At 36.2% G+C, this 21,723-nt stretch carries 12 protein-coding genes; 5 read left to right on the top strand and 7 right to left on the bottom strand.

The window, feature by feature from the left end; genetic code table 11:
* Positions 1 to 75: 75 nt before the first annotated feature.
* The 3 genes from J2Y60_RS05275 (at position 76) to J2Y60_RS05265 (ending at position 4,258) form a co-directional block, all read left to right on the top strand.
* Positions 76 to 2,526 (top strand): glycoside hydrolase family 95 protein, encoded by a 2,451-nt coding sequence (locus J2Y60_RS05275; RefSeq protein WP_309914324.1) that lies wholly within the window; start codon positions 76 to 78, stop codon positions 2,524 to 2,526.
* Positions 2,527 to 2,719: 193 nt separating this feature from the next.
* On the top strand, positions 2,720 to 3,619 hold the full coding sequence (locus J2Y60_RS05270; RefSeq protein WP_309994558.1) for an Rpn family recombination-promoting nuclease/putative transposase: 900 nt from the start codon (positions 2,720 to 2,722) through the stop codon (positions 3,617 to 3,619).
* A gap of 153 nt (positions 3,620 to 3,772) precedes the next feature.
* A complete protein-coding gene (locus J2Y60_RS05265) occupies positions 3,773 to 4,258 on the top strand; it encodes a DinB family protein (protein WP_309914319.1) in 486 nt (161 codons plus the stop codon).
* A gap of 149 nt (positions 4,259 to 4,407) precedes the next feature.
* Here J2Y60_RS05265 and J2Y60_RS05260 read toward each other — a convergent pair whose 3' ends face one another.
* The 6 genes from J2Y60_RS05260 to carB all read right to left on the bottom strand — a co-directional run bounded on the left by J2Y60_RS05260 (position 4,408) and on the right by carB (position 15,100).
* Positions 4,408 to 5,937 carry a hypothetical protein gene (locus tag J2Y60_RS05260; RefSeq protein ID WP_309914317.1) on the bottom strand — a complete coding sequence of 510 codons (1,530 nt, stop codon included), beginning with the start codon at positions 5,935 to 5,937 and terminating at the stop codon, positions 4,408 to 4,410.
* Positions 5,924 to 6,475, bottom strand: coding sequence for an RNA polymerase sigma factor (locus tag J2Y60_RS05255; protein ID WP_309914314.1), 552 nt, complete (start codon positions 6,473 to 6,475; stop codon positions 5,924 to 5,926). Before J2Y60_RS05255 ends, J2Y60_RS05260 begins: the two co-directional genes overlap by 14 nt.
* 88 nt (positions 6,476 to 6,563) lie before the next feature.
* Complete coding sequence (locus J2Y60_RS05250; RefSeq protein WP_309914310.1) at positions 6,564 to 7,817, bottom strand: hypothetical protein; 1,254 nt, start codon at positions 7,815 to 7,817, stop codon at positions 6,564 to 6,566.
* Between the two features lie 58 nt (positions 7,818 to 7,875).
* Positions 7,876 to 9,063, bottom strand: coding sequence for a PepSY-like domain-containing protein (locus tag J2Y60_RS05245; RefSeq protein ID WP_309914308.1), 1,188 nt, complete (start codon positions 9,061 to 9,063; stop codon positions 7,876 to 7,878).
* A gap of 197 nt (positions 9,064 to 9,260) precedes the next feature.
* Positions 9,261 to 11,969: a CHAT domain-containing protein gene (locus tag J2Y60_RS05240; RefSeq protein ID WP_309914305.1), complete on the bottom strand. Its 2,709-nt coding sequence runs from the start codon at positions 11,967 to 11,969 to the stop codon at positions 9,261 to 9,263.
* Positions 11,970 to 12,259: 290 nt separating this feature from the next.
* Positions 12,260 to 15,100 (bottom strand): carbamoyl-phosphate synthase large subunit, encoded by a 2,841-nt coding sequence (gene carB, locus J2Y60_RS05235; protein ID WP_309914302.1) that lies wholly within the window; start codon positions 15,098 to 15,100, stop codon positions 12,260 to 12,262.
* Between the two features lie 446 nt (positions 15,101 to 15,546).
* Between carB and J2Y60_RS05230 the strand changes: the two genes are divergently transcribed.
* On the top strand, positions 15,547 to 16,623 hold the full coding sequence (locus J2Y60_RS05230) for a DUF5694 domain-containing protein (RefSeq protein ID WP_309914299.1): 1,077 nt from the start codon (positions 15,547 to 15,549) through the stop codon (positions 16,621 to 16,623).
* Positions 16,624 to 16,893: 270 nt separating this feature from the next.
* Positions 16,894 to 19,782: an aminomethyl-transferring glycine dehydrogenase gene (gcvP, locus tag J2Y60_RS05225; protein ID WP_309914296.1), complete on the top strand. Its 2,889-nt coding sequence runs from the start codon at positions 16,894 to 16,896 to the stop codon at positions 19,780 to 19,782.
* A gap of 128 nt (positions 19,783 to 19,910) precedes the next feature.
* Here gcvP and J2Y60_RS05220 read toward each other — a convergent pair whose 3' ends face one another.
* Positions 19,911 to 21,689 (bottom strand): gliding motility-associated C-terminal domain-containing protein, encoded by a 1,779-nt coding sequence (locus tag J2Y60_RS05220; protein WP_309914294.1) that lies wholly within the window; start codon positions 21,687 to 21,689, stop codon positions 19,911 to 19,913.
* Positions 21,690 to 21,723: the final 34 nt, after the last annotated feature.

Genomic DNA, 21,723 nt, shown 5'->3' with positions numbered 1-21,723 from the left:
CTCAATCACTAACTCACAATTCACTCATTCACAACTAACTCACAATTAAACAAATATCTCTCAAAGTAATAAATTATGAAAAAAACGTATTTTGTTTTTGCGCTTTTGTTATCGTCGGTGAGCTCTTTTGCCCAAAAGAATCTTACGCTTTGGTACAAACAACCTGCTCGGAATTGGAATGAAGCCTTGCCTATAGGTAATGGGCGTATTGGAGCAATGATTTTCGGAAGACCTTCCAACGAATTGATTCAGCTCAACGAACAAACACTTTGGTCAGGGAAGCCTATTAATCCTAATCCCAATCCAGAAGCACCAAAGTATCTTCAACAGGTAAGAGAAGCTCTTTTTAATGAAGATTATAAAAAAGGAGAACAACTTACGCATAAATTACAAGGACTTTACTCAGAGGCTTATCAACCACTTGGAGATTTGCTTTTGAAACAAGATTTAAAAGGAGAAGTAAGTAATTATTACAGAGATTTAAACATTGCTGAAGCTACTGCCAGTACACGTTTTAAAGTAGGTGATACAGAATTTACGCGTGAGTTTTTTGTGTCAGCACCTGCACAAGTGATGGTTATTCGCTTGAAAGCTAGTACAAAAGGAGCATTAAACTTTACCGCTTCTACTTTTTCGCCACACCCCGTTCAAAAATCTGTTTTAGGGGCAAGTGAATTAGTTGTTAGAGGTAAAACTCCTGCACATGCCGACCCTAATTATGTAGGTTACAATGCTGTACCTGTTATTTATAAAGACTCTACAGGGTGCGGAGGTGTTCGTTTTGACTGGAGAATTAAAGTTAAATCGACAGATGGCAAAGCAACCACTACTGCTGAAGGCATCACTATTTCAGACGCTAGCGAAGCCGTATTGATTATTTCAGTAGGAAGTAGTTTCAATGGTTTCGATAAATGTCCTGATTCGGATGGAAAAGATGAAAAAGCCATTGCAGATAAATACCTCAAAGCATCATTGCCACTCAGCGTAGATGCCATCAAAAAAGCACATATAGCAGATTATCAGAAATATTTCAATCGTGTGAGCTTCTCTTTGAATGGAAACCCTACTCTTGATTTACCAACCGACGAACGATTGATACAGTATGCTAATGGTGGTAAAGATTCTGCCTTAGAAAGCCTTTATTTCCAATTTGGTCGTTATTTATTGATTTCTTGTTCTCGTCCTGATGGCATACCTGCCAACCTTCAAGGTATTTGGAATAACTCGGTTCGTCCACCTTGGAGTAGCAATTTCACTACCAATATCAACACACAGATGAATTATTGGATGGTTGAGATGTGCAATTTATCTGAATTGCATACGCCATTATTAAAATGGATTGGCTACATGGCTAAAACAGGAAAAGAAACCACCAAGAATTTTTATAATGCCCGTGGCTGGACGGTTCACCATAATTCAGACATTTGGGCTTTATCTAATCCTGTGGGTGACAAAGGCAAAGGGTCGCCTTCGTGGGCCAACTGGGCAATGGGTGGTGCATGGCTAAGTCAACACCTTTGGGAACATTATGCTTTTACTGGTGATAAAAACTACTTGCAAAATACAGCTTATCCCTTAATGAAAGGAGCGGCGATTTTCTGTGAAGATTGGCTCGTTGAAGACAAAAACGGATATTTAGTAACGGCACCCTCTACGTCACCAGAAAACGTTTTTATTACTGAAAAAGGAGAAAAAGGCTCAGTTTCTATCGCTTCTACCATGGATATGGGTATTATCTGGGATTTGTTTACCAATACTATCGAAGCATCAGAGAAATTAGGCATTGATGCTGATTTCAGAAAAGAATTGATTGCTAAGAAAGCAAAACTATTCCCTTTACACATTGGCAAAAAAGGCAATTTACAAGAATGGTATAAAGATTGGGAAGATGTAGAACCACAGCATCGCCATGTTTCGCATTTGTTTGCCTTGCACCCTAGTCGCCAAATTTCACCACTTCGTACGCCTGAGTTTGCCAACGCAGCTAAAAAGACCTTGGAAATTAGAGGTGATGACGGCACAGGTTGGAGTAAGTCTTGGAAGATAAACTTTTGGGCTAGGCTACACGACGGTAATCATGCCTATAAATTAGTGCGTGAACTATTGAAACTAACGGGTATGGAAGGTACTAATTACAACAAAGGTGGTGGTACTTATCCAAATTTATTCTGTGCGCACCCTCCATTCCAAATAGATGGTAACTTTGGGGGTACTTCTGGTATTTCAGAAATGATTATCCAAAGTCAAGATGGTTTAATTAACATTTTACCTGCTATTCCAGACGATTGGCAAGATGGTGAAATCAAAGGAATGAAAGCTCGCGGAGGTTTTGAAGTAGATATTACTTGGAAAAATAAACAGGTAATTCAATTAGTTATCCGTTCATCAATAGGTGGAATTTGCAGTATTAAAACGCCTAATCAATTGAAATTAGCAGGAAAATCAACATTGAAAAAAGCCAAAGCATTTGATGCTTATGATTTTCAAACTACTAAAGGAGGCGTTTATGTGTTAAATAGTTTGTAAGGTATGTAACTTATTAACAAAACGCAGATGGCATGACTTAAAGTCATGCCATCTGTGTTTATATTACTTTATTTTTAGTGAATAGAGTAAATATCTTCAAAAATAGTTCTATAATTATACCATCTCTTCGAGATTAAGGTATTTGTTAAGTCTCAAATTAAATTCGTAAATTAGTTCATTACAAACACATAAATTGTTATTTTCTACAAAACAAAATTCTTATACAATGGAAACGTTTTACACTGATGAGCAAATTTTTATCCCTATAATCTCAGACTATGGATTTAAGGTAACTTTCGGGAATGAAGCTAATACACTCTTTTTACGTAAAGCTTTACAAGCATTAATAAAATCTAAAATACCTATTAAAGAAGTTAAATTTGATAAAAATACTTTTGAGGGAATCTCTCAAGATGGAAGAAGTGGGATTTTTGACTTAGCTTGTACTGATGAAAATAACAATCATTTTATTGTAGAGATGCAATATGGCGAAGCTCCATATTTTGTACAACGCATGAAATTCTATGCATTGCATAAATTCAATGCCATGGTGAAACGAGGCAAATTTGATTATGGAACACTTACTAAAATCTACTGTGTTGCTATTTTAGCAAACAATATTTTCCCTTACCCTCAATTTCATTCAGTTGCTAATCTAAGAAGTGAACAAGGTGAACTTTTTGATGAACAAATGTCGTTTATTACAGTAGAATTAGATAAATTTGTTTTACAAGAGTCTGATTGTCAAACCGATCTAGAAAAACTGATATATACCATGAAAACGATACATACAGTTACAAAACCAACTCAATTCCCTCAATTTTGGGATGAAGAATGGTTGAAAATTGCTATTGATGAATTGGATAGCAGAAAAATGACTCCAGATGAAAAAGCATCTCTTGAGATATTAATAGCTAGAAATGCTGAGGCTGTAAAAGCTGAAAGTAGAAAAATTAAAGAGGCAATTAATAAAAAAAATATTGAAACTATTAACAATGCCTTAGAAATGGGATTGAGTATTGAGCAAACAGCTAAACTAGCGGATGTTTCGCCTGAGTTTGTCAATAACGTTATCCAAAATAATTTGAAATAATATAGATAGTTTATCATGTAAACTTGAAGAGTAACTGATGGCATGACTTAAAGTCACGCCATCGTATTTTATTGAATAACAATTCCAAATATCCCCTAGCTTTCCACGATTCTTCCTGTAAATTTGAGCCCAATTCAATCAAACGCAATAAACATGCAATTAATACCCTTCCTACAAAAAGGCTTTGTACTGTCAAGTAGCAGAGTTACTAAGCTGGCTAGTTTAATTAATCAAGAAGAAGCCTTTTTTCGTCCTTATGATAAGGTAAACCATTTTACATGGGAGCTCGGACATTTAACTTTTGTTCGGAATACTATTATCAAATTATTGAATCCATCTGAACAACTTTCAACTTTTCATAACGAACGTATAACCTTCGCACCGGGGACAGCACTGTTGGAGAATGAAATGTATCCGCCCTTGGATAGTCTAGTAGCTACTTTTCAACAAAGAGGAGAAAGAATTATTGCATTATTAGAGGAGGTAAACCAAGAAAGATGGGATATCGAAAGTCCTTATAAATTACCCGCAGGAAATACAGTGGGCGACCAAGTTTCATTTTTTCTCCTACATGAAAATACACATTATGGAGAGATGAGTTATTTGAAGAATATAATCGTTAGATTGAGAACCGAATAATTTAAAGCTGAGGAGTGAGCCTTTCAAAAACACACTCCTCAACTAATATTACAATTTACTAACTTCACTACTAAACAGAGCCACTACCATAGCTACAACTATGATTACTACACAAGCTAATCCTTTGCAGAAAAATTTTAAACAGTCTCTCATCTTAATTTGAAGTTTATCCCAATATTGAATCCAATTTTATTGGGCTTTATTAATAATAACGAATTTGAATCACTCTGTTGATTCAGTGAATAACTGAAGGTTGGCTCAATAAATAAATAAGCATTATCGCCTATTTGTCTGGTAATACCATAAGCTATATTAGCAAAACCATTGAATTGGTTACTCCCATTAATTTTGTAAGCTCCCTCCACTCCTACATTCACATAATGCGAAAGCGACTCGCCTCTTAGAAAAGTATATTGCAATTCTACCTTAGTACCTAAATAGTAAGCAGATTGTGAATACACTTTTTTAATTTCTGCAAAACTTACATCAACTCCCGTATTGTCAGGCGACTGTACCACTAATGAATCTGTACGTACCTGATAACTAAAACTATGATTGGTTTTGGTAAAAGTCAGCCCCGTTCTAAGCTTAAATCTGTCTGATAAAGTAAATACTAAACCTGCCTGTGTGTAAAAACCCAGTCTGTCAGCATCATCATTTACGGCTATTTGATGCACATAATTAGCGTCGTTTCCATTAGCAGTAATGGTATAGTAATTAATAAGTGGCATCGCACTTACATACCATTCTAATGGTTTAGATTCTTTAAAATATACAGTAGGCTTTGGCCCACGATATCTTATTTTAGGTGTCCTGAAATGATTAGTAAACGGATGATACTCTTTTGAATCAAGTGCAGAGAGCATCTTAAAACGGCTTCCCGCTACTTCACTTAATTGATTATTAGTACTTACTCCATTATCATTAATCGTGTTGTTTGTTCTATCTGAGAATACAGCAGAACGCCCCTTTGTATTGCTTTTGTTAAAGGAATATTTCTGAGTATTATTATATATTGCATTGCCTTGTTGGTCTCCAGCACTTGATAATTCACTTTGATGATTATCTGTGGGTGTAATAGGTGGTACTTCGCCAGTATCAGTTCTATTGCCCTTTTTAGCTTTTAAAACTCCCTGCTTTTTATAAGATACTATGGCTTCTTTTTCAACAGTTATAGCCTCTTTTTTACTGATATTCCCCAATTTAGCTGTATTTATCTTTGAAGATATACCTACTGATTCTTCTGCTAATTCATTACTATTGGGAGCATCATTAGGGTTTTTAGCTATATTTTTTGATGACAAAGTACTTATATCTTCGGTAGGTAAATCTTTAGCTATATTGTCTGATTTTTTCGTTTCAACATTACTGTGTTTATTTTCCTCAATACTTTTCTCTGCTTCTTTCTGACTATTTGCAAATTTTTCTACAGGTTGTTCTATCTTGGCTTCACTATTATTATTCATTTTAGAAGGCAATAAGTACACCCCTATTCCCGTCAGTAATAACAAGACAGCTACAGCGGCAAATTGCCAATATGGTATTTTCCTTGCTGGATTAGCAGGAAGTTGAGGCTCTATTGCTTTCCAGAGCTTGTCGTTTGGTTCTGACTCAAAATCAAACAAGTTATCTCGGAAAAGGTCCTCAAAAGGATCTTTATCTTTATCAAGTGCGCTCATAGCTGATAATTCCCAGTTGTTTTAGTTGCTTTCTAAGCAGTTCTTTTGCTCTTGAAAGCTGTGATTTTGAAGTATTCTCGCTCACACCCAACAGTTCCCCTATCTCTGCATGATTATAACCATCTATCACATAGAGGTTGAAAACCATGCGGTATCCATCAGGCAATTGGTTAATCAGCGAAAGAAGTTCCTCACTTGTAAGTGTTGATAATAGGTTGGGGTAATCATCATTGCTTAGTACAATATTTTCATAGTCTGTATTTTGTTGAAATTTTAAATTAGCATGATAATAATTGATAGCAGTATGTATCACGGCCTTTCTAACCCAAGCACCTACGGCTTTGGGGTTTTCCAGGGAATGAATATTATTAAATATCTTCACAAATGCTTCTTGGTAAATGTCTTCGGCTTCCTCGGGCGTGCGAGTATAACGACGACAAACACCCATCAACTTGCTTTTATACAGGTTATAAAAAGCAGTTTGGGCTTTGCGGTCGTTTTTTTGGCAGGCTTTGACTAATTCCTGTTCGTTGAGCATTTAGTGAGTTTTATTAAATGATGAATTGTTTAAGGAGAATACACCATTTATACAAGGTTTATGGGCTGACTCTTTAAAAATTTATCATTTATTTTTTTATTCTTATGGTAAAATTGGCTTTCAGTATCTCTCCATTAGTACTGGTAATAACATACTTAAATTGATCATTATACTCTTTGCCATCTTGTTGTTTAAGCTTATAAAAAAGCTTTTTGTCTTCAATGCGTATCATTCCATAAATGGGTTGGGTTTCAATAGTTATACTTTTTATACCTACACAACTAGCCAAATATAATCTATAAGGAAGTTCAACCTCTGAACTTTGTATCTGACTAGCCGACAATTCCATTTCACCATTTTTTATAAAAGCCTTACAAGCGGGAATTGTGCGAATCAATATTTCGACAAACATTTTTTGTGGATTATTCCCGTTTTTGTCATAAATCGTGTATTCTAACACATCATTGGCTTCTTGCTTGATTGTCTGGTTGTATTCAATTTCCGAATTGGCATTTACAGTTGCCTTGCCAAACTGTGGATTTATCGAAACCTTTAGGCTCTTTATATCGTAATCATCACAAATTTTATCGTTGTCCAACACTTTAATTTTCTGTACTGAAGTATCGTATTTATCAACCACAATGACATCTGGAATCAAAATATTTTTACACCAATTGCCTTGTACGTCTACCCTAACACCGACAATCCTGCAAACTGGATTACTGCCACCCGTGCATATTTGATAAAAGAAAATATCATCTTGATTTCCACTACTTGGCGTATAAACAATCTTATTTTTAATAATTTCTACCGTGCCAAAAGTAGGTTTGTCTAAAATCGCTAATGAACTAGAATCCACGATGGCATTACAAAAACGGTCGTTTTTCAATACATCCAACACCGTTGGCGTATTTACTTTTACCGTAAAGAAATCTGGGATGGCTCCAGCATTACACGGAATCTTATTGTTATCAGAAGTAATATTTACTTTTATGGTATCGCGTTTAATTGCGTTACCATTTGTCATCTTATAAATCAGCAATTCCGATACTTCGTTTTTCGTAGAATCTGACTTATAAACTAGATACCCTGTTTTTGAAAAAGAATATTTGCCATATTGAGGCGCACTTTCGATTTTAATGGAAGTATATCCTGATGATTTCAATAGTACTTTAAGATCAATAGCAATAAAATTATTAGGGGGTGTATAATAATTTTTTGTATCAATCAACGAAATAGTAGTTAAGGTTGGTTTTATAGTGGGTTCGACTTCAATAATTTCGTCGCACGCACAAACCAAACATAACACCATCATAAAAAATATTCCTACAAAAATTCTCATATTGTTTTCAAAACAGAACAGTTGTGGTTAGTCATTCCTACAACTGTTCTGCCTTTTACTATTTATCTTTTTTAGCTGCTATAAAAGCACCATCTTTATCAAAATAAACATAGTATTTGTCTGTACCAAAGGTAATAACCACTAAATAAGCTTGTGCTACATCGTTATTTAGTGTAATGCTTCCTTTACTGAATACCCAGCCAACATATACTTTATTTAAATAATCTTTAATTACCTGCGGAAGGTCATTGGCAGAGGCAATGCTCTTTTCTTCAAATTTAGGAACTGTTGGTAATTTCGGTTCTAAAACACTGATAAATTTACCACTTCCATCAAAATTGAGGGTAGCAATTTTACCGTCTTTTGAAATAGCTACCGTATAAGAATCTGGCAAGGTATCTTTTAAAATAACAATTCCTTTCTCATACTTCCATCCTGAATAATTAGTACTAAGATAATCTTTAATTGCTTTTGGTAGTTCTGAATCTTTCAAAGTTTTAACTTCAAGCTTCGGCAATTTCAATTTTATCGCGTTCTTACTTTTCAACGTACCTGCACCATCAAAGGTTAGTTCATACAACACATCGCCAATTTTAGCTGAAACAAAATAGGTCTTCGTCCCGTCAGCATTGGTTTTCACAAATGCCCTTTCAAATTCATAGCCGCTCAACTGACTTTGAATATTGGCTGGCAAATCTGTCAAACTCACTGAATAAGTTTTAGGAGCATTTTTTGGATCAGGCTTTTGACTTTTCGGTTCTGTGAAAGAAGCCACAAAAGTACCCGTAGCATCGAAAAGTAACGTTATTCTTTGGTCGTTGAAAGCTATCAAAATTTTATAAGAATCCTTACCGTTGGCATCTTTCCCTATGCCTACTTTTTCAAGCTTATAACCTTTATAATTCGTTTCAAGATATACCTTGATGGCATCTATCAAAGCAGTTTTAGTAGTATCTGCCTTGATGGTATAGGTACTTAAAATTTTGCCTGTAGCCGCAACTGTAGCTTCGTGGGCAACACCGTTTACTGAAAAATCGCAACCATATACTTTATTTGAATCAATCGTTGTTACTAAAAGTTCTGTAGCCGTTGGGTAGTCTTGTTTAATTACTGCCGAAACCTTTGCCACTGCTGCCGCATTGGTTGTTGTTTGGCTTTGGCTCTGTTGATCAAGATTTATGTTTTCTTTACAGCTCGTTAAAATGCTCGTCAATGCGAATGCAAAGACAAAAAGGATTTTTTTCATAATTTCACACAAATTTGGATTACACTTTGATTGAAAAGTTAAAACTGTTTTCCCCTGATTTTTTGATCAGGAAAGTCAAGGGAAGATTTGAGATGCATTTCAAAGAGATAGACAACCCAACCCAATAAAAGGGTTGCATGAACCAAAAATAATTTGCTAAAAGAAGGGAAATAAAAAGGTGTTTATCAAATACTTAGTTAGTTCTTAACATGATGGCGTCTAAATTTCTTCCAGCCTATAAAAGCCAGCACTAAAAATAGAATAACGCCCAATACATACCACATAGTGTAAGATGAATTTAAAGCGGAGGCATCGCCCACCAATACGGCCCCTGCCCAAAAAGTAGGTAATTGATTTTCACCTGTTTGACTTTGTAAGAAGGCTATTTTAGCTTTTTGAAGGGCTACGTCTTTGGTAAAACCTTCAGACAAGTATTGATAAAATAATTCATTTAAGGAATAGGTGGCTCTGTTTTCCACACTCCAAAGCGTTGTTAAGGTAGCAGGAATACCTAATGTGGCAAAACCTCTGGACAAGCTCAGAATGCCTTCGCCAGTGGCATTTCTTCCTACTGCCGTTTTGCAAGCTGATAATACTAATAATTGCGTTTTGAATCTGTTCAATACGCCCAATTCTGATAGTTTTAGAACAGAATCGGCAAAGTAAATCATCGGTTCTTGGTCGCTATTATCTGCTTGGGCATGGGTGTATAAATGTACAATCTGATAGTTATGGGCATTATTAAAGAATGTTTTTTTATCCGCAGCTTGATTGATAAAGGTTTTCCCAAAATAGAAAAAGTCGGCTACTTTTGATAAAGATTTATCCGAATCTGTCAGTTCTGTCTGATTCAAGTTTTTCTGGTATGCTACTGGCGCCATTCCAAAGAATCTCTTTGTCAGGGAGAAGCTTTCATTACTAATATTTTTCAATAAAAATTGTACCGAATAGGTATAACTAATCGCATAATCTTTCAGTAAATATTCAGATTTTCTGGAAGACTTACTCATGGCTTCAAAAGGTAAAAAATATCCATCCTGTGCGATGATTACCCTACCTTTTGGGACATCTAGTTTAGCAAACAGTTGTTGATATAATTGATTCCCTACTTTCAAAAAACCTGAGAAATCAGCATTAGCTTTTTGATTATCGGCACAGTAATTCAAAAATGCTTTTGAATTTTCTTCATAATTTACCAATGAAATCTTCTGTAAATAGGCTTGGTCTGGTAATACTTTCATGGCATAGATGGCCTCGTTGCCTACAAAATATTCTACTAGGCAAATGTCTTCCTTCGTAAATTGTGTAGGTTTTTTAAGATATTTTTTCACATCAGCCAAGCAAGCCGTTGTAGTGTCGTATTTATATTGATAGTAAGTCGGATTTTTGAGTTCTAAGCTTTTAATAAAAGCCGCTTGCTCTTCTTGGGCTTCTAATAATTGATTTTGTAAGGTTGTATTTTTAGCATTTTTGCTATTTTGTCCTACTAGCTTCGTATTATACTCCGTGATTTTTTGCTGTAATGATTTCTCTTTTTGTAAATCTTCAGGCGAAAGTTGTTGCTTGGCACTTAGTTCATTCAGTCGGTCATTTAGCAATACAGCCTTACTTTTCTCGAAAAAATAAAAAGCTTTTTCGTAATTCTTCAATAGGTAACAGGTTTCAATTGCTTGTTCATAAAGATGATGTGTTTTGTTTCGCCAATAAAGTTTCGATTCCGTCCCTGAGTGTTCAAAACGCATTAAATCTACCAACTGATCGGCTACGATATAAGTCTTCAAGGCATTTCTTAAATAATCTTTCCGTTGTGTGGCTTGGTGATATTCCAGCCAAGTATCTGCTTTATCTTGCAGGGTAGTGAGCAAATAAGATTTAAAGTCGGCGGCTTGTAATGATTTGATAGAGGGAATATCTGCCAATTGTTGAGATTTAAAACCGATGGGTGCTACTTCAAAAGCTTTTTGGTAATACTCAAACGCTTTAGGATAATCCTTTTTCTTCCAATACACGGCCGCAATATCATCATAGATAATTACTTTCATGTAGGCATTATCCATTGTTTGCAAGGCCATCAAATAGTTTTGTAGAGCTTGGTCATAGTCTTGCAAATACTGGTAATAGGTAAAACCAATGTCTAAAAAATTCAAAGAGTAACTATAGGTATTGTTACTAAGCTTGTAAAGTTGTTGGCTTTTCCGATAAGATGCGATGGCTTCTTTGTAATGTTTTTGAGCGGTATATAATTGTCCTGCCCAATAATAGGCATAAGGTAAATAACCAAGAGGGTCTTTTTCTTCTAATAATTGTATTACTTCTTTCAGATTATCACTCGCCTTATCGATTTCTGACATCATCGTGAGTGTCTTTACTTTTTCTATCAAACTAAAAGCTAATCCTTCATGATTTTTGGTTTGTTTGGCAAAGCTAATCCCTAAATCTACGCTACTGATGGCCTTTTCAAAATCGCCCATCTTACTAAAGATATTTGCCTTTTGTGCATAGGCTTTTGAAAGATAGTTGGTTTTTTCGAGATTGGTTTTGGCAATAGCAATACACTTATCAAGCTCGTCTAATGATACCTGATAATGCCCTAGCTGGTTTTCATAGCGGGCTAAATAGAAATAATTAACTTCTAAGCCAAAATGATTAACATCGGCCCTGCCAGATTGATTGATTTGAATAGCTTTTTTGGTATAGATAATGGCATTGTCATAATCTTTATCGTTCGCATAGCAATCAGCAATATGTTTTAAGATTGAAACATAAATGGAGTCTTGACCAAAGCATTTTTCACTGCTCTTTAACAATGATAGATAGCTTTTTTTTTGTTGAGCAGGAGCTAGTTTTGAGATTTTTTGAAGGGCTTTAATGGTTTCATTGCGTGAAGGACAATCCGCCTTCGACAAGTAGGATAAGGATAAAATTATAAGGGATAAAATAGCTTTTCTGAACACCAAAGTAATATTTTTAGGTTTTAAAGAGATAATAGGCGATTAAATTAATACTTAAAACCAAGAAAATAATCATTTCAAAAAACTAATTTTCAGTTGAAAAAAATAAACCCTAGTCTAATGCTCAAGACTAGGGTTTACTATTTATTAACATACCTGATAAGCGAAAAATAATCAACTTTAATGAAGTATTATTTAAAAAATACGTTCTAAAAAGCCATTACTACAGGTTTTTATCCTATCATTTATTTTGACAAGTATAAATTACGTTCTCCGTAAACTTTGCGGAAAAAATCATCTTTTAATGAATCGATGAAGTAAATTGCTTCACCCGTCGATTTCATTTCTGGTCCTAATTCCATGTTTACGTTCGGGAATTTATTGAACGAGAATACTGGAATTTTGATAGCATATCCTTTTTTTACTGGGTTGAAAGTAAAGTCTTTTACCTTCGCTCCCAGCATTACTTTAGTAGCATAATTTACATAAGGTTCTTGGTAGGCCTTGCAAATAAATGGTACCGTACGTGATGCACGAGGGTTAGCTTCGATGATATACACTACTTCGTCTTTAATGGCAAATTGGATGTTCAATAAGCCTACAGTGCGAAGTGCCACCGCGATTTTCTTGGTATGCTCTTCTATCTGACGAATTACATTGGCTGATAAATCGAATGGAGGTAATACTGAGTGTGAGTCACCTGAGTGAATACCCGCAGGCTCGATATGTTCCATGATTCCGATGATGTACACATCTTCGCCATCACAAATGGCATCTGCTTCTGCTTCGATAGCATTTTCTAAGAAGTGGTCAAGCAAGATTTTATTGCCTGGAATGTCTCTTAGAATATCTACTACGTGTTGTTCAAGTTCCTGTTCATTGATTACAATCTTCATCGACTGGCCACCCAATACATAAGAAGGACGAACCAATAAAGGATAACCCAAAGAACGACCCAATTCTACGGCATTGTCTGCATCTTCACACACGCCGAATTTAGGGAAAGGAATATCGTTTTCTTGTAATAACGTAGAGAATGCTCCTCTATCTTCGGCTAAATCTAGGGCTTCAAACGAAGTACCGATGATTTTGATGCCGTGCTTAGTAAGTTTCTCTGCTAATTTCAAGGCAGTTTGTCCACCTAATTGTACGATTACTCCTTCAGGTTTTTCATGCTGAATGATTTCGTAAACGTGCTCCCAGAAAACTGGCTCGAAATATAATTTATCAGCAATATCAAAGTCTGTCGAAACTGTCTCAGGGTTTGAATTAATCATGATGGCTTCATAACCTGCTTCTTTAGCCGCCAAGATTCCGTGTACACATGAATAATCAAATTCGATACCTTGACCGATACGGTTTGGTCCTGAACCTAATACTACTACCTTTTTCTTATCTGTTTTTACAGACTCGTTATCTAACGTCTCTGAACCTTGCGAGAAAGTTGAGTAGAAATAAGGCGTTTTAGCTTCAAATTCTGCCGCACAAGTATCAACACATTTATACACACGCTTGATACCTAAGCTATTTCTTTTCTCAAAAACTTCTGATTCTAAACAACGTAGAGAGTAAGCAATCTGACGGTCGGCAAAACCTTTGTGTTTCGCTTCTTCCAATAATTCTTTTGGAACTGAGCTTAGCGTATATTTTTCTAACGTGTTTTCAACTCTTACCAAATCTTCAATTTGGTATAAGAACCACTTGTCGATTTTAGTCGTCTGCTGAATAGTTTTGAAAGAAATACCCATTTTGAAGGCATCATAGATATGGAATAGACGATTCCAAGATGGATTTGCCAAAGAGTGCATAATGGCATCTTGGTCAACCAATCCCTTGCCATCTGCTCCTAAACCATTACGTTTGATTTCAAGCGATTGACAAGCCTTTTGAAGTGCCTCTTGGAAGTTACGACCGATACCCATTGTTTCACCAACAGATTTCATTTGTAAGCCCAACGTTTTGTCAGCACCTTTGAATTTGTCAAAGTTCCAACGTGGTACTTTTACTACTACGTAGTCAAGTGCTGGCTCAAAGAAAGCCGAAGTTGTTCCGGTGATAGCGTTTGTCAATTCATCCAAGTTGTAACCAATCGCCATTTTAGCAGCAATTTTTGCAATTGGATAACCCGTAGCTTTAGAAGCCAAGGCAGACGAACGAGATACACGTGGGTTGATTTCGATAGCGATGATGTCGTCGTTTTCTGGATTTAAAGAGAACTGAACATTACATCCACCTGCAAACTGTCCGATAGCGTTCATCATTTTGATAGCCATGTCACGCATTTTCTGATAAATTGTATCAGGCAATGTCATGGCTGGTGCTACCGTGATTGAGTCTCCCGTGTGAATACCCATTGGGTCGAAGTTCTCAATCGAACAAATGATGATTACGTTTCCTAAATTATCACGTAATAATTCTAACTCGTATTCTTTCCAACCCATGATAGACTGCTCTACCAGTACTTCGTGTGTTGGCGATGCATGCAACCCTTTGTTTAAGGCTGCATCAAAATCTTTTGGATTGTTTACGAAACCTCCACCTGTTCCGCCCAACGTAAATGAAGGACGAATTACTAATGGGAAACCTGTTTCTTGTGCAATCTCTTTACCTTCCAAAAACGAACGAGCAGTACGTCCTTTACAAACGCCCACACCAATTTCAATCATTTTCAGACGAAACTTCTCACGGTCTTCAGTAGTTTCGATTGCTTTAATATCAACACCAATAATGCGTACACCATATTTTTCCCAAATACCCGAAGCATCACAGTCGATGGCTAAGTTCAAAGCCGTCTGCCCACCCATTGTAGGTAAAACAGCATCAATTGGCATGCCTTCAGCTTGGTGTTTTTCTAAGATTTCGATGATTGAATTCTTATCAAGGGGTTTTAGATAGACATAATCCGCATTAAGTGGATCAGTCATGATTGTAGCTGGATTGGAATTAATTAAAGCAACTTTGATACCTTCTTCTCGGAGTGAACGAGCTGCCTGCGAACCTGAGTAGTCGAACTCGCAAGCCTGACCGATGATAATTGGACCTGAACCGATAATCAAAACGGACTTGATGGATGAATCTTTTGGCACTTTTTGTATTAGTTTTTGAGTTGGATAGTTTTAATTTAAAGACATTCTTTAAGGTATTTACTTCCCAATGTTCTATCAAGAGAACAATATCCAAGAATTAAAAAAATTAAAACCACTGATTTTGGAAAGCGATTTGGGTAATTTTTGAAGAGATACTTAACTCGGAGACTAGCGTAATGGATAACTATTAACGAATAACCGATAACGTATCCCCAAAAATTGTACAAAGGTAATAGAAACCAACGAAAGTAAAAGGCTAAGATTTCATTTTAAGGATTAATTAAACTTATTCTTTCTTTAGTTACATTTTAACAAACTACTGTTAATTGGATTAATCTAAGACTTTCTGCTTTAAAAATTTATATTATATACTTAAAATATGATATTAATCTAATAAACTTTATCTTTGCCCCATGAAGTGTATTTTAATAAACATATTTTTTCAAATGAAAATCACATTCTTACTTTTCATAAATTTTTTATTTGTTTTAAATTTTGACAGCCTTTCCCAAAAAAAGGTAGAAATATTATTAATTGGGACTTCGCATAATTACGAACTTAACGTAACCAATGATTTTGATTATGTAAAAGAGGCTGTTAGGAACTTCAAACCTGATATTTTTTGTACTGAATACCTGTCAAAAGACAATGAATCTCAATCAGTCATTGAGACATATTATGGCGAGCGCATGATGCAAAGAAGGGAAATGCTCCTTGCCAAGAATATCATGGCAGAAAAGGAAATTCCTGAAATCATTAAAAAAAGTTACAAAACCTTAAAGGCAAACCCTGATTCTAAACAAGCTAGAATAGATTTAGCCCATGCTTTGTACCTTAGTGAAGACTTAGGCAATGCGCATTATCAGATTTATCAATTGATGAAAGCTGATTTGAACAAAGAAGAAAGTGAATATTTGAGCAATATATTCGATGTAAAAGATTCGCTTATCAAATATACCTGCCGTAAAAATAATGAATATACTAACCTTGTTTTTCCGTTGGCGGTTGAATTGAACATCCAGAAACTATATGGTTTCGATTGTCAACGCTTTGACCCTCTTTGGAATGTAGCTTGGGAAAAATCAGATAGCCTTTACACAGCGTTTGAAGATAAACTAAAAGCAGATACCAACGATTTAAACAGTAAGAAGTCGTTGAAAACGATAGATGCTTTTATGAAAGAATATTATGCAAGTCAAAAAAGACTAAGAGCGGCCTATCAAGAGGGAACACAAATTCATTTTTTCAATACAAAAGAGTTTGATGACCTCGCGGAATGGGGAGATTTTTTAAGAGAAGATATTTATCAATTAGAAGGTTTTCCGATGGAGGCCTACCAAGAGAAAAGAAAGTACTGGCAACAACGGAATGAGCAAATGGTACAAAACACCCTAAAGGCCATCAAGCAAAGTAAAGCTAAGAAGGTAGTGGTTTTTGTAGGAGCTTCGCACAGAAGGCTACTCTCGCAAATGTTTGAACGAAATCCGAATGTAACGTTGAAAACAATTGATCAGGTTAATTAAATTATTTTTATTTTATCAAATAAGGCTTCTGTAGAACACGGAAGCCTTATTTTGTATTATTCCAATATTAACTATATTATATTCAATTTCATTTAATCTTTGAAACATTTTTTGTTAACCACCTGTTTTTCAAATAATTCAATTCTAGTTATCTAGGCGAATTGAACAAGTTATTTTAGAGGATACCGATATTTTATCTTTCGTGTTTCCAATAAATTATCATTAAATTTGCAGCATATTCAAAGTATTAAGACTATTTTTCCTTCTAAAATGAAAATAAACTTTCAGTATCAAGAAAAATTTGAGAATCGCCACAACAATTCAAATGTTGCAGACCGTGAGGAAATGCTCAGCACTATTGGGGTTGATTCTATTGAAACACTCATCAATCAAACTGTTCCTGCTGCCATTCATTTATCTCGTCCATTGAATCTTCCAAAGGCAAAATCTGAAGCCAAATTTTTGAAAGATTTCAAGAAACTATCACAACTGAACGACACTTACAAGTCTCATATTGGGATGGGTTATTACGATACCAATACACCAGCCGTTATTTTAAGAAATATTCTTGAAAATCCGGGTTGGTACACTGCTTACACGCCTTACCAAGCAGAAATTGCCCAAGGTCGTCTAGAAATGTTGTTGAATTACCAAACCATGATTATTGATTTAACTGGGATGGAAATTGCCAACGCTTCTTTATTAGACGAAGGCACTGCTGCTGCGGAAGCCATGACGATGCTTCACGGACAAAGAAAAGCGGTAAAGAAAAATGCTGAAACCATCTTCGTTTCTGAACATTGCCATCCACAAACAATTGATGTACTGAAAACAAGGGCATTGCCATTAGGTATTAAATTATTAATCGGCGACCACCGCACTGTTGACTTAACCCAAGAAGACATTTATGCGATGGTATTGCAATACCCTGCATCAGACGGACAAATATTTGATTATACAGATATTATTGCCGCTGCTCATGAACTAAGTATTAATGTAGTTGTAGCTTCTGATTTGCTAGCGCTTACTTTATTAAAGTCACCAGGTGAAATGGGGGCTGATGTAGTAATCGGTACTTCACAAAGATTTGGTGTGCCTATGGGCTTTGGTGGTCCACACGCTGCTTTCTTTGCGACAAAAGAAGAATTTAAACGCCAGATTCCGGGTCGTATCATTGGTGTTTCTGTAGATGCTGAAGGAAATCGTGCCTTGCGTATGGCTTTACAGACGCGTGAGCAACATATTCGTCGCGAAAAAGCTACTTCAAACATCTGTACCGCACAGGTATTATTATCAGTAATGGCTTCGGCTTATGCTATTTATCATGGGCCAGAAGGCTTGAAAGCAATTGCCGAAAGAGTACACGGTTTGACAAAACTAACAGCACTAGCTTTAGAAAGCTTAGGCTATGATATTGAAACAGATTCATATTTCGATACCATTAAGGTAAGAGTAGGCGAAAATGAAAAACGCTTGAAAATGGAAGCCGTAGCCAATGGTGTAAACTTCCGTTATTACGAAGATTATAATTATATCGGAATCTCGCTGGATGAAACTTGTACAGTAGAAGACGTAGAGACGATTGTTTATATTTTTGAAAAAATTGGCAGAAGAGAAGTAGAACTTTCTACTTTGTTTGACCAAGTAGATTACGCATTCGATGAATCGGTAAAACGTACTTCTTCATATTTAACGCATCCTGTATTCAATAGTTATCATTCAGAACACGAAATGCTTCGTTATTTAAAAGCATTAGAAAACAAAGATTTATCAATGGTACATTCTATGATAGCTTTGGGTTCTTGTACGATGAAATTGAATGCTACTACCGAAATGATTCCTGTTACTTGGGCTGAATTTGGTAACGTGCATCCGTTTGCTCCAAAAAATCAAGTTGGTGGTTATACTCAAATGATTAATGAGTTGAACGATTGGCTTTGTGAAATCACAGGCTTCTCGGCAATGTCATTCCAACCAAACTCTGGTGCACAAGGTGAATATGCTGGTTTGATGGTGATTCGCGCTTATCACGAGTCTCGTGGTGATTTCAACAGAAACATTGCCTTGATTCCTTCGTCTGCACATGGTACAAACCCAGCGTCGGCAGTAATGGCGGGCATGAAGGTAGTAGTAACCAAATGTGATGAAAACGGAAATATCGACCTTACAGATTTAAGAGCTAAGGCTGAACAATATGCTGAAAACTTATCATGTTTGATGGTAACTTACCCTTCAACACATGGTGTTTTTGAAGAATCTATCAAAGAAATTTGCGCGATGATTCATGAGTTTGGCGGACAAGTATATATGGATGGTGCTAACATGAATGCACAAGTAGGCTTGACGTCACCAGCTACCATTGGAGCGGACGTTTGTCACTTAAATCTTCATAAAACATTCTGTATTCCTCACGGTGGTGGTGGTCCGGGTATGGGTCCTATTGGTGTGGCGAAACAATTAGTTCCTTTCTTACCAAGCCATGCTGTCGTAAAAGATACAGGCGGAGAATTTGGTATTACAGCGGTTTCTGCTGCTCAATTCGGTTCAGCATCTATCCTTACTATTCCTTATGCATACATTGCATTGATGGGTGGCGACGGCTTGACGCGTGCTACTGAAACGGCTATCTTGAACGCCAACTATGTGAAAGCTCGTTTAGAAGGATATTATCCTGTGCTTTATACAGGTTCACAAGGACGTTGTGCCCACGAAATGATTTTAGATTGCCGTCCTTTCAAATTATCAGCAGGTGTTGAAGCAGAAGATATTGCTAAACGTTTAATGGACTATGGTTTCCATGCTCCTACGCTTTCGTTCCCTGTAGCTGGTACATTGATGATAGAACCGACTGAATCAGAATCAAAAGCTGAATTAGATCGTTTCTGTGATGCCATGATTAGCATTCGTGAAGAAATTCGTGAAATAGAAAATGGTCAGGCGGATAAAGCAAACAATGTATTGAAACACGCTCCACATACACAATCAGTAGTGTTATCAGAAAATTGGGACAGACCTTACACACGTGAAAAAGCAGTATTCCCTCTTCCGTATGTGAAAGCTACTAAATTCTGGCCAGCCGTTTCAAGAATTGATTCAGCTTATGGCGACCGTAATTTGGTTTGTAGCTGTTTGCCTATTGAAGAATATGCACAGGCGTAAGGCTTGAATCAGATATAATAGTAAAAAAGCCCTTTCTCTTTCAAAGAAGGGGCTTTTTTATGTTCAAAAATACGATTTATCACTAGCGAGGGACTTAAGTCCCTTCGCTAGTGATAATCATGGAAAACTCACCGCAGTATCGTCAAAGTACCATTATATTGAAAAATGGGATGGTCTGGATACAGGATAATTTTATAAATATAAGTGCCTTCATATAGTTGATTTCCTGAGTTCGTTCCATCAAAAGGCGTATAATTCCCTTTTGAATAAAATACTACATTTCCCCATCTATCATAAACATGTATTTCCGCATCAGGATAATTGTTGATACCCGATAATTCCCACTTATCATTTTGCCCGTCTCCATTAGGAGAAAAAGCCGTTGGCACATACACTTTGTCGTAAACTAGCACAGCAATATCATCTTTGACACTGCATCCTCTAGGACTGGTTACTAAAAGTGTATATCGAATACTCTGATTAGGTGATGCAACAGGGTTAGGAGCATTCGGATTATCAAGGCTAGTTCTTGGCAACCATGCATAGGTATAGTCTGAACCGATATAACCCTTTAATGTTACGCTATTTCCTTTGGGTAAATATATATCATTACCCAAATCCAATTTTGGCAATGCTTCAATATAAACTTCTTGGCTAATCTCACTATTTAAACAGCTCAACACCCCATTTATTTTATACTTAATAACGTGCTTACCAAACCCTGCTTTTTTATAATCAAACACTGTAGCTGTTGTATTATCAATCGTAAAAATACCTCCAGACGGAGAGCCTTTTAAAGTAACAGGCTGATAGTCTGTTCCACAAACAGAAGCAACAGTTTCCATTGAAGTAGATGAGTTATTAAAAAAAGCTATTTTAACAGGTGCCGATGTATCATTACAATCCAGTTCGTCGGTAACTTTTAGGGTATAATCTCCGCTAGTCCTCACTTGTATTTCTGTGTCTGTGCCAATCTCACTTCCATTCAAAAACCAATTATAGGTTGTTAGTCCTGTTGGTCCTTTCAAGGTTACTAAATCTCCTTCACAAAACTCTGTCTTGTTTGGGTCGTTAGTGATAGTTGCTTTTGGGTCAGCAATGGTAATTGTAATTTTTTCAACAATTTCAGGACAAGCTCCGGTGTTAGGTACGGCATAGGCAACTTCATGCTTGCCAACACCTGCCGCAGCAGGGCTAAAAGTACCAACGACTTTATCAATTATGCCATCTCCACGATATTCTCCACCAGCAGGCGAGCCATTCAGCTTAAAAGGTGTTGTTTTTAAGCCACAGATAATATCAACGGGGTCTAATTTTACCACAATAGTAGAAAAATAAGTTAACGTGTAAGGTTCTGATGCAGTGGTACAACCATTTTCATCTGTTACGTATAGTCTATAAGTACCTGCTTTTCTGGCTTTTATGCTTAGTCCATCGTCTTTTAAATTAGTATTATTATACTCCCATCTATAAAAGGCAGTCAATATTTGATTGGCATTTAGCTTTACTTCATCTCCTTGACAAATCTGATTAACATTGGGTGATGGCGTAATAATTGATTGCGGTGCTCCCAACATTACCACATCCAAATGTTTTGAATACATTACTATTCCGTTTACATCAATAACTTTCAGCCTATATGGCAGTGCTTCGTTATGACTAACAGAAGGATTATTGGAATTGGGAATGGCAGACCATCCATTTGGGCGAAGAATTTCCCAAGAATAAAAAACATAGTTAGGATTGGGGTCTATATATATTCTGATTTGTCCGCCTGGACAGAGGCCTACTCCATCTTTTTTTAAATCAAAAGCATCGTACACCTGCGATTTAGCCTGCTGAGAAAAACTCAGCAAGACTATCATGAAAGTAAAGTAAGTACGTAATGCTTTTTGAAGATGAAACACTATGTTGATGATTTTTCTTTTTGGAGGTAATTTA

The organism is Arcicella sp. BE140 (assembly GCF_031456255.1).
Classification (GTDB): domain Bacteria; phylum Bacteroidota; class Bacteroidia; order Cytophagales; family Spirosomataceae; genus Arcicella; species Arcicella aquatica.
This window is presented reverse-complemented; position numbering and strand designations above follow the sequence as displayed.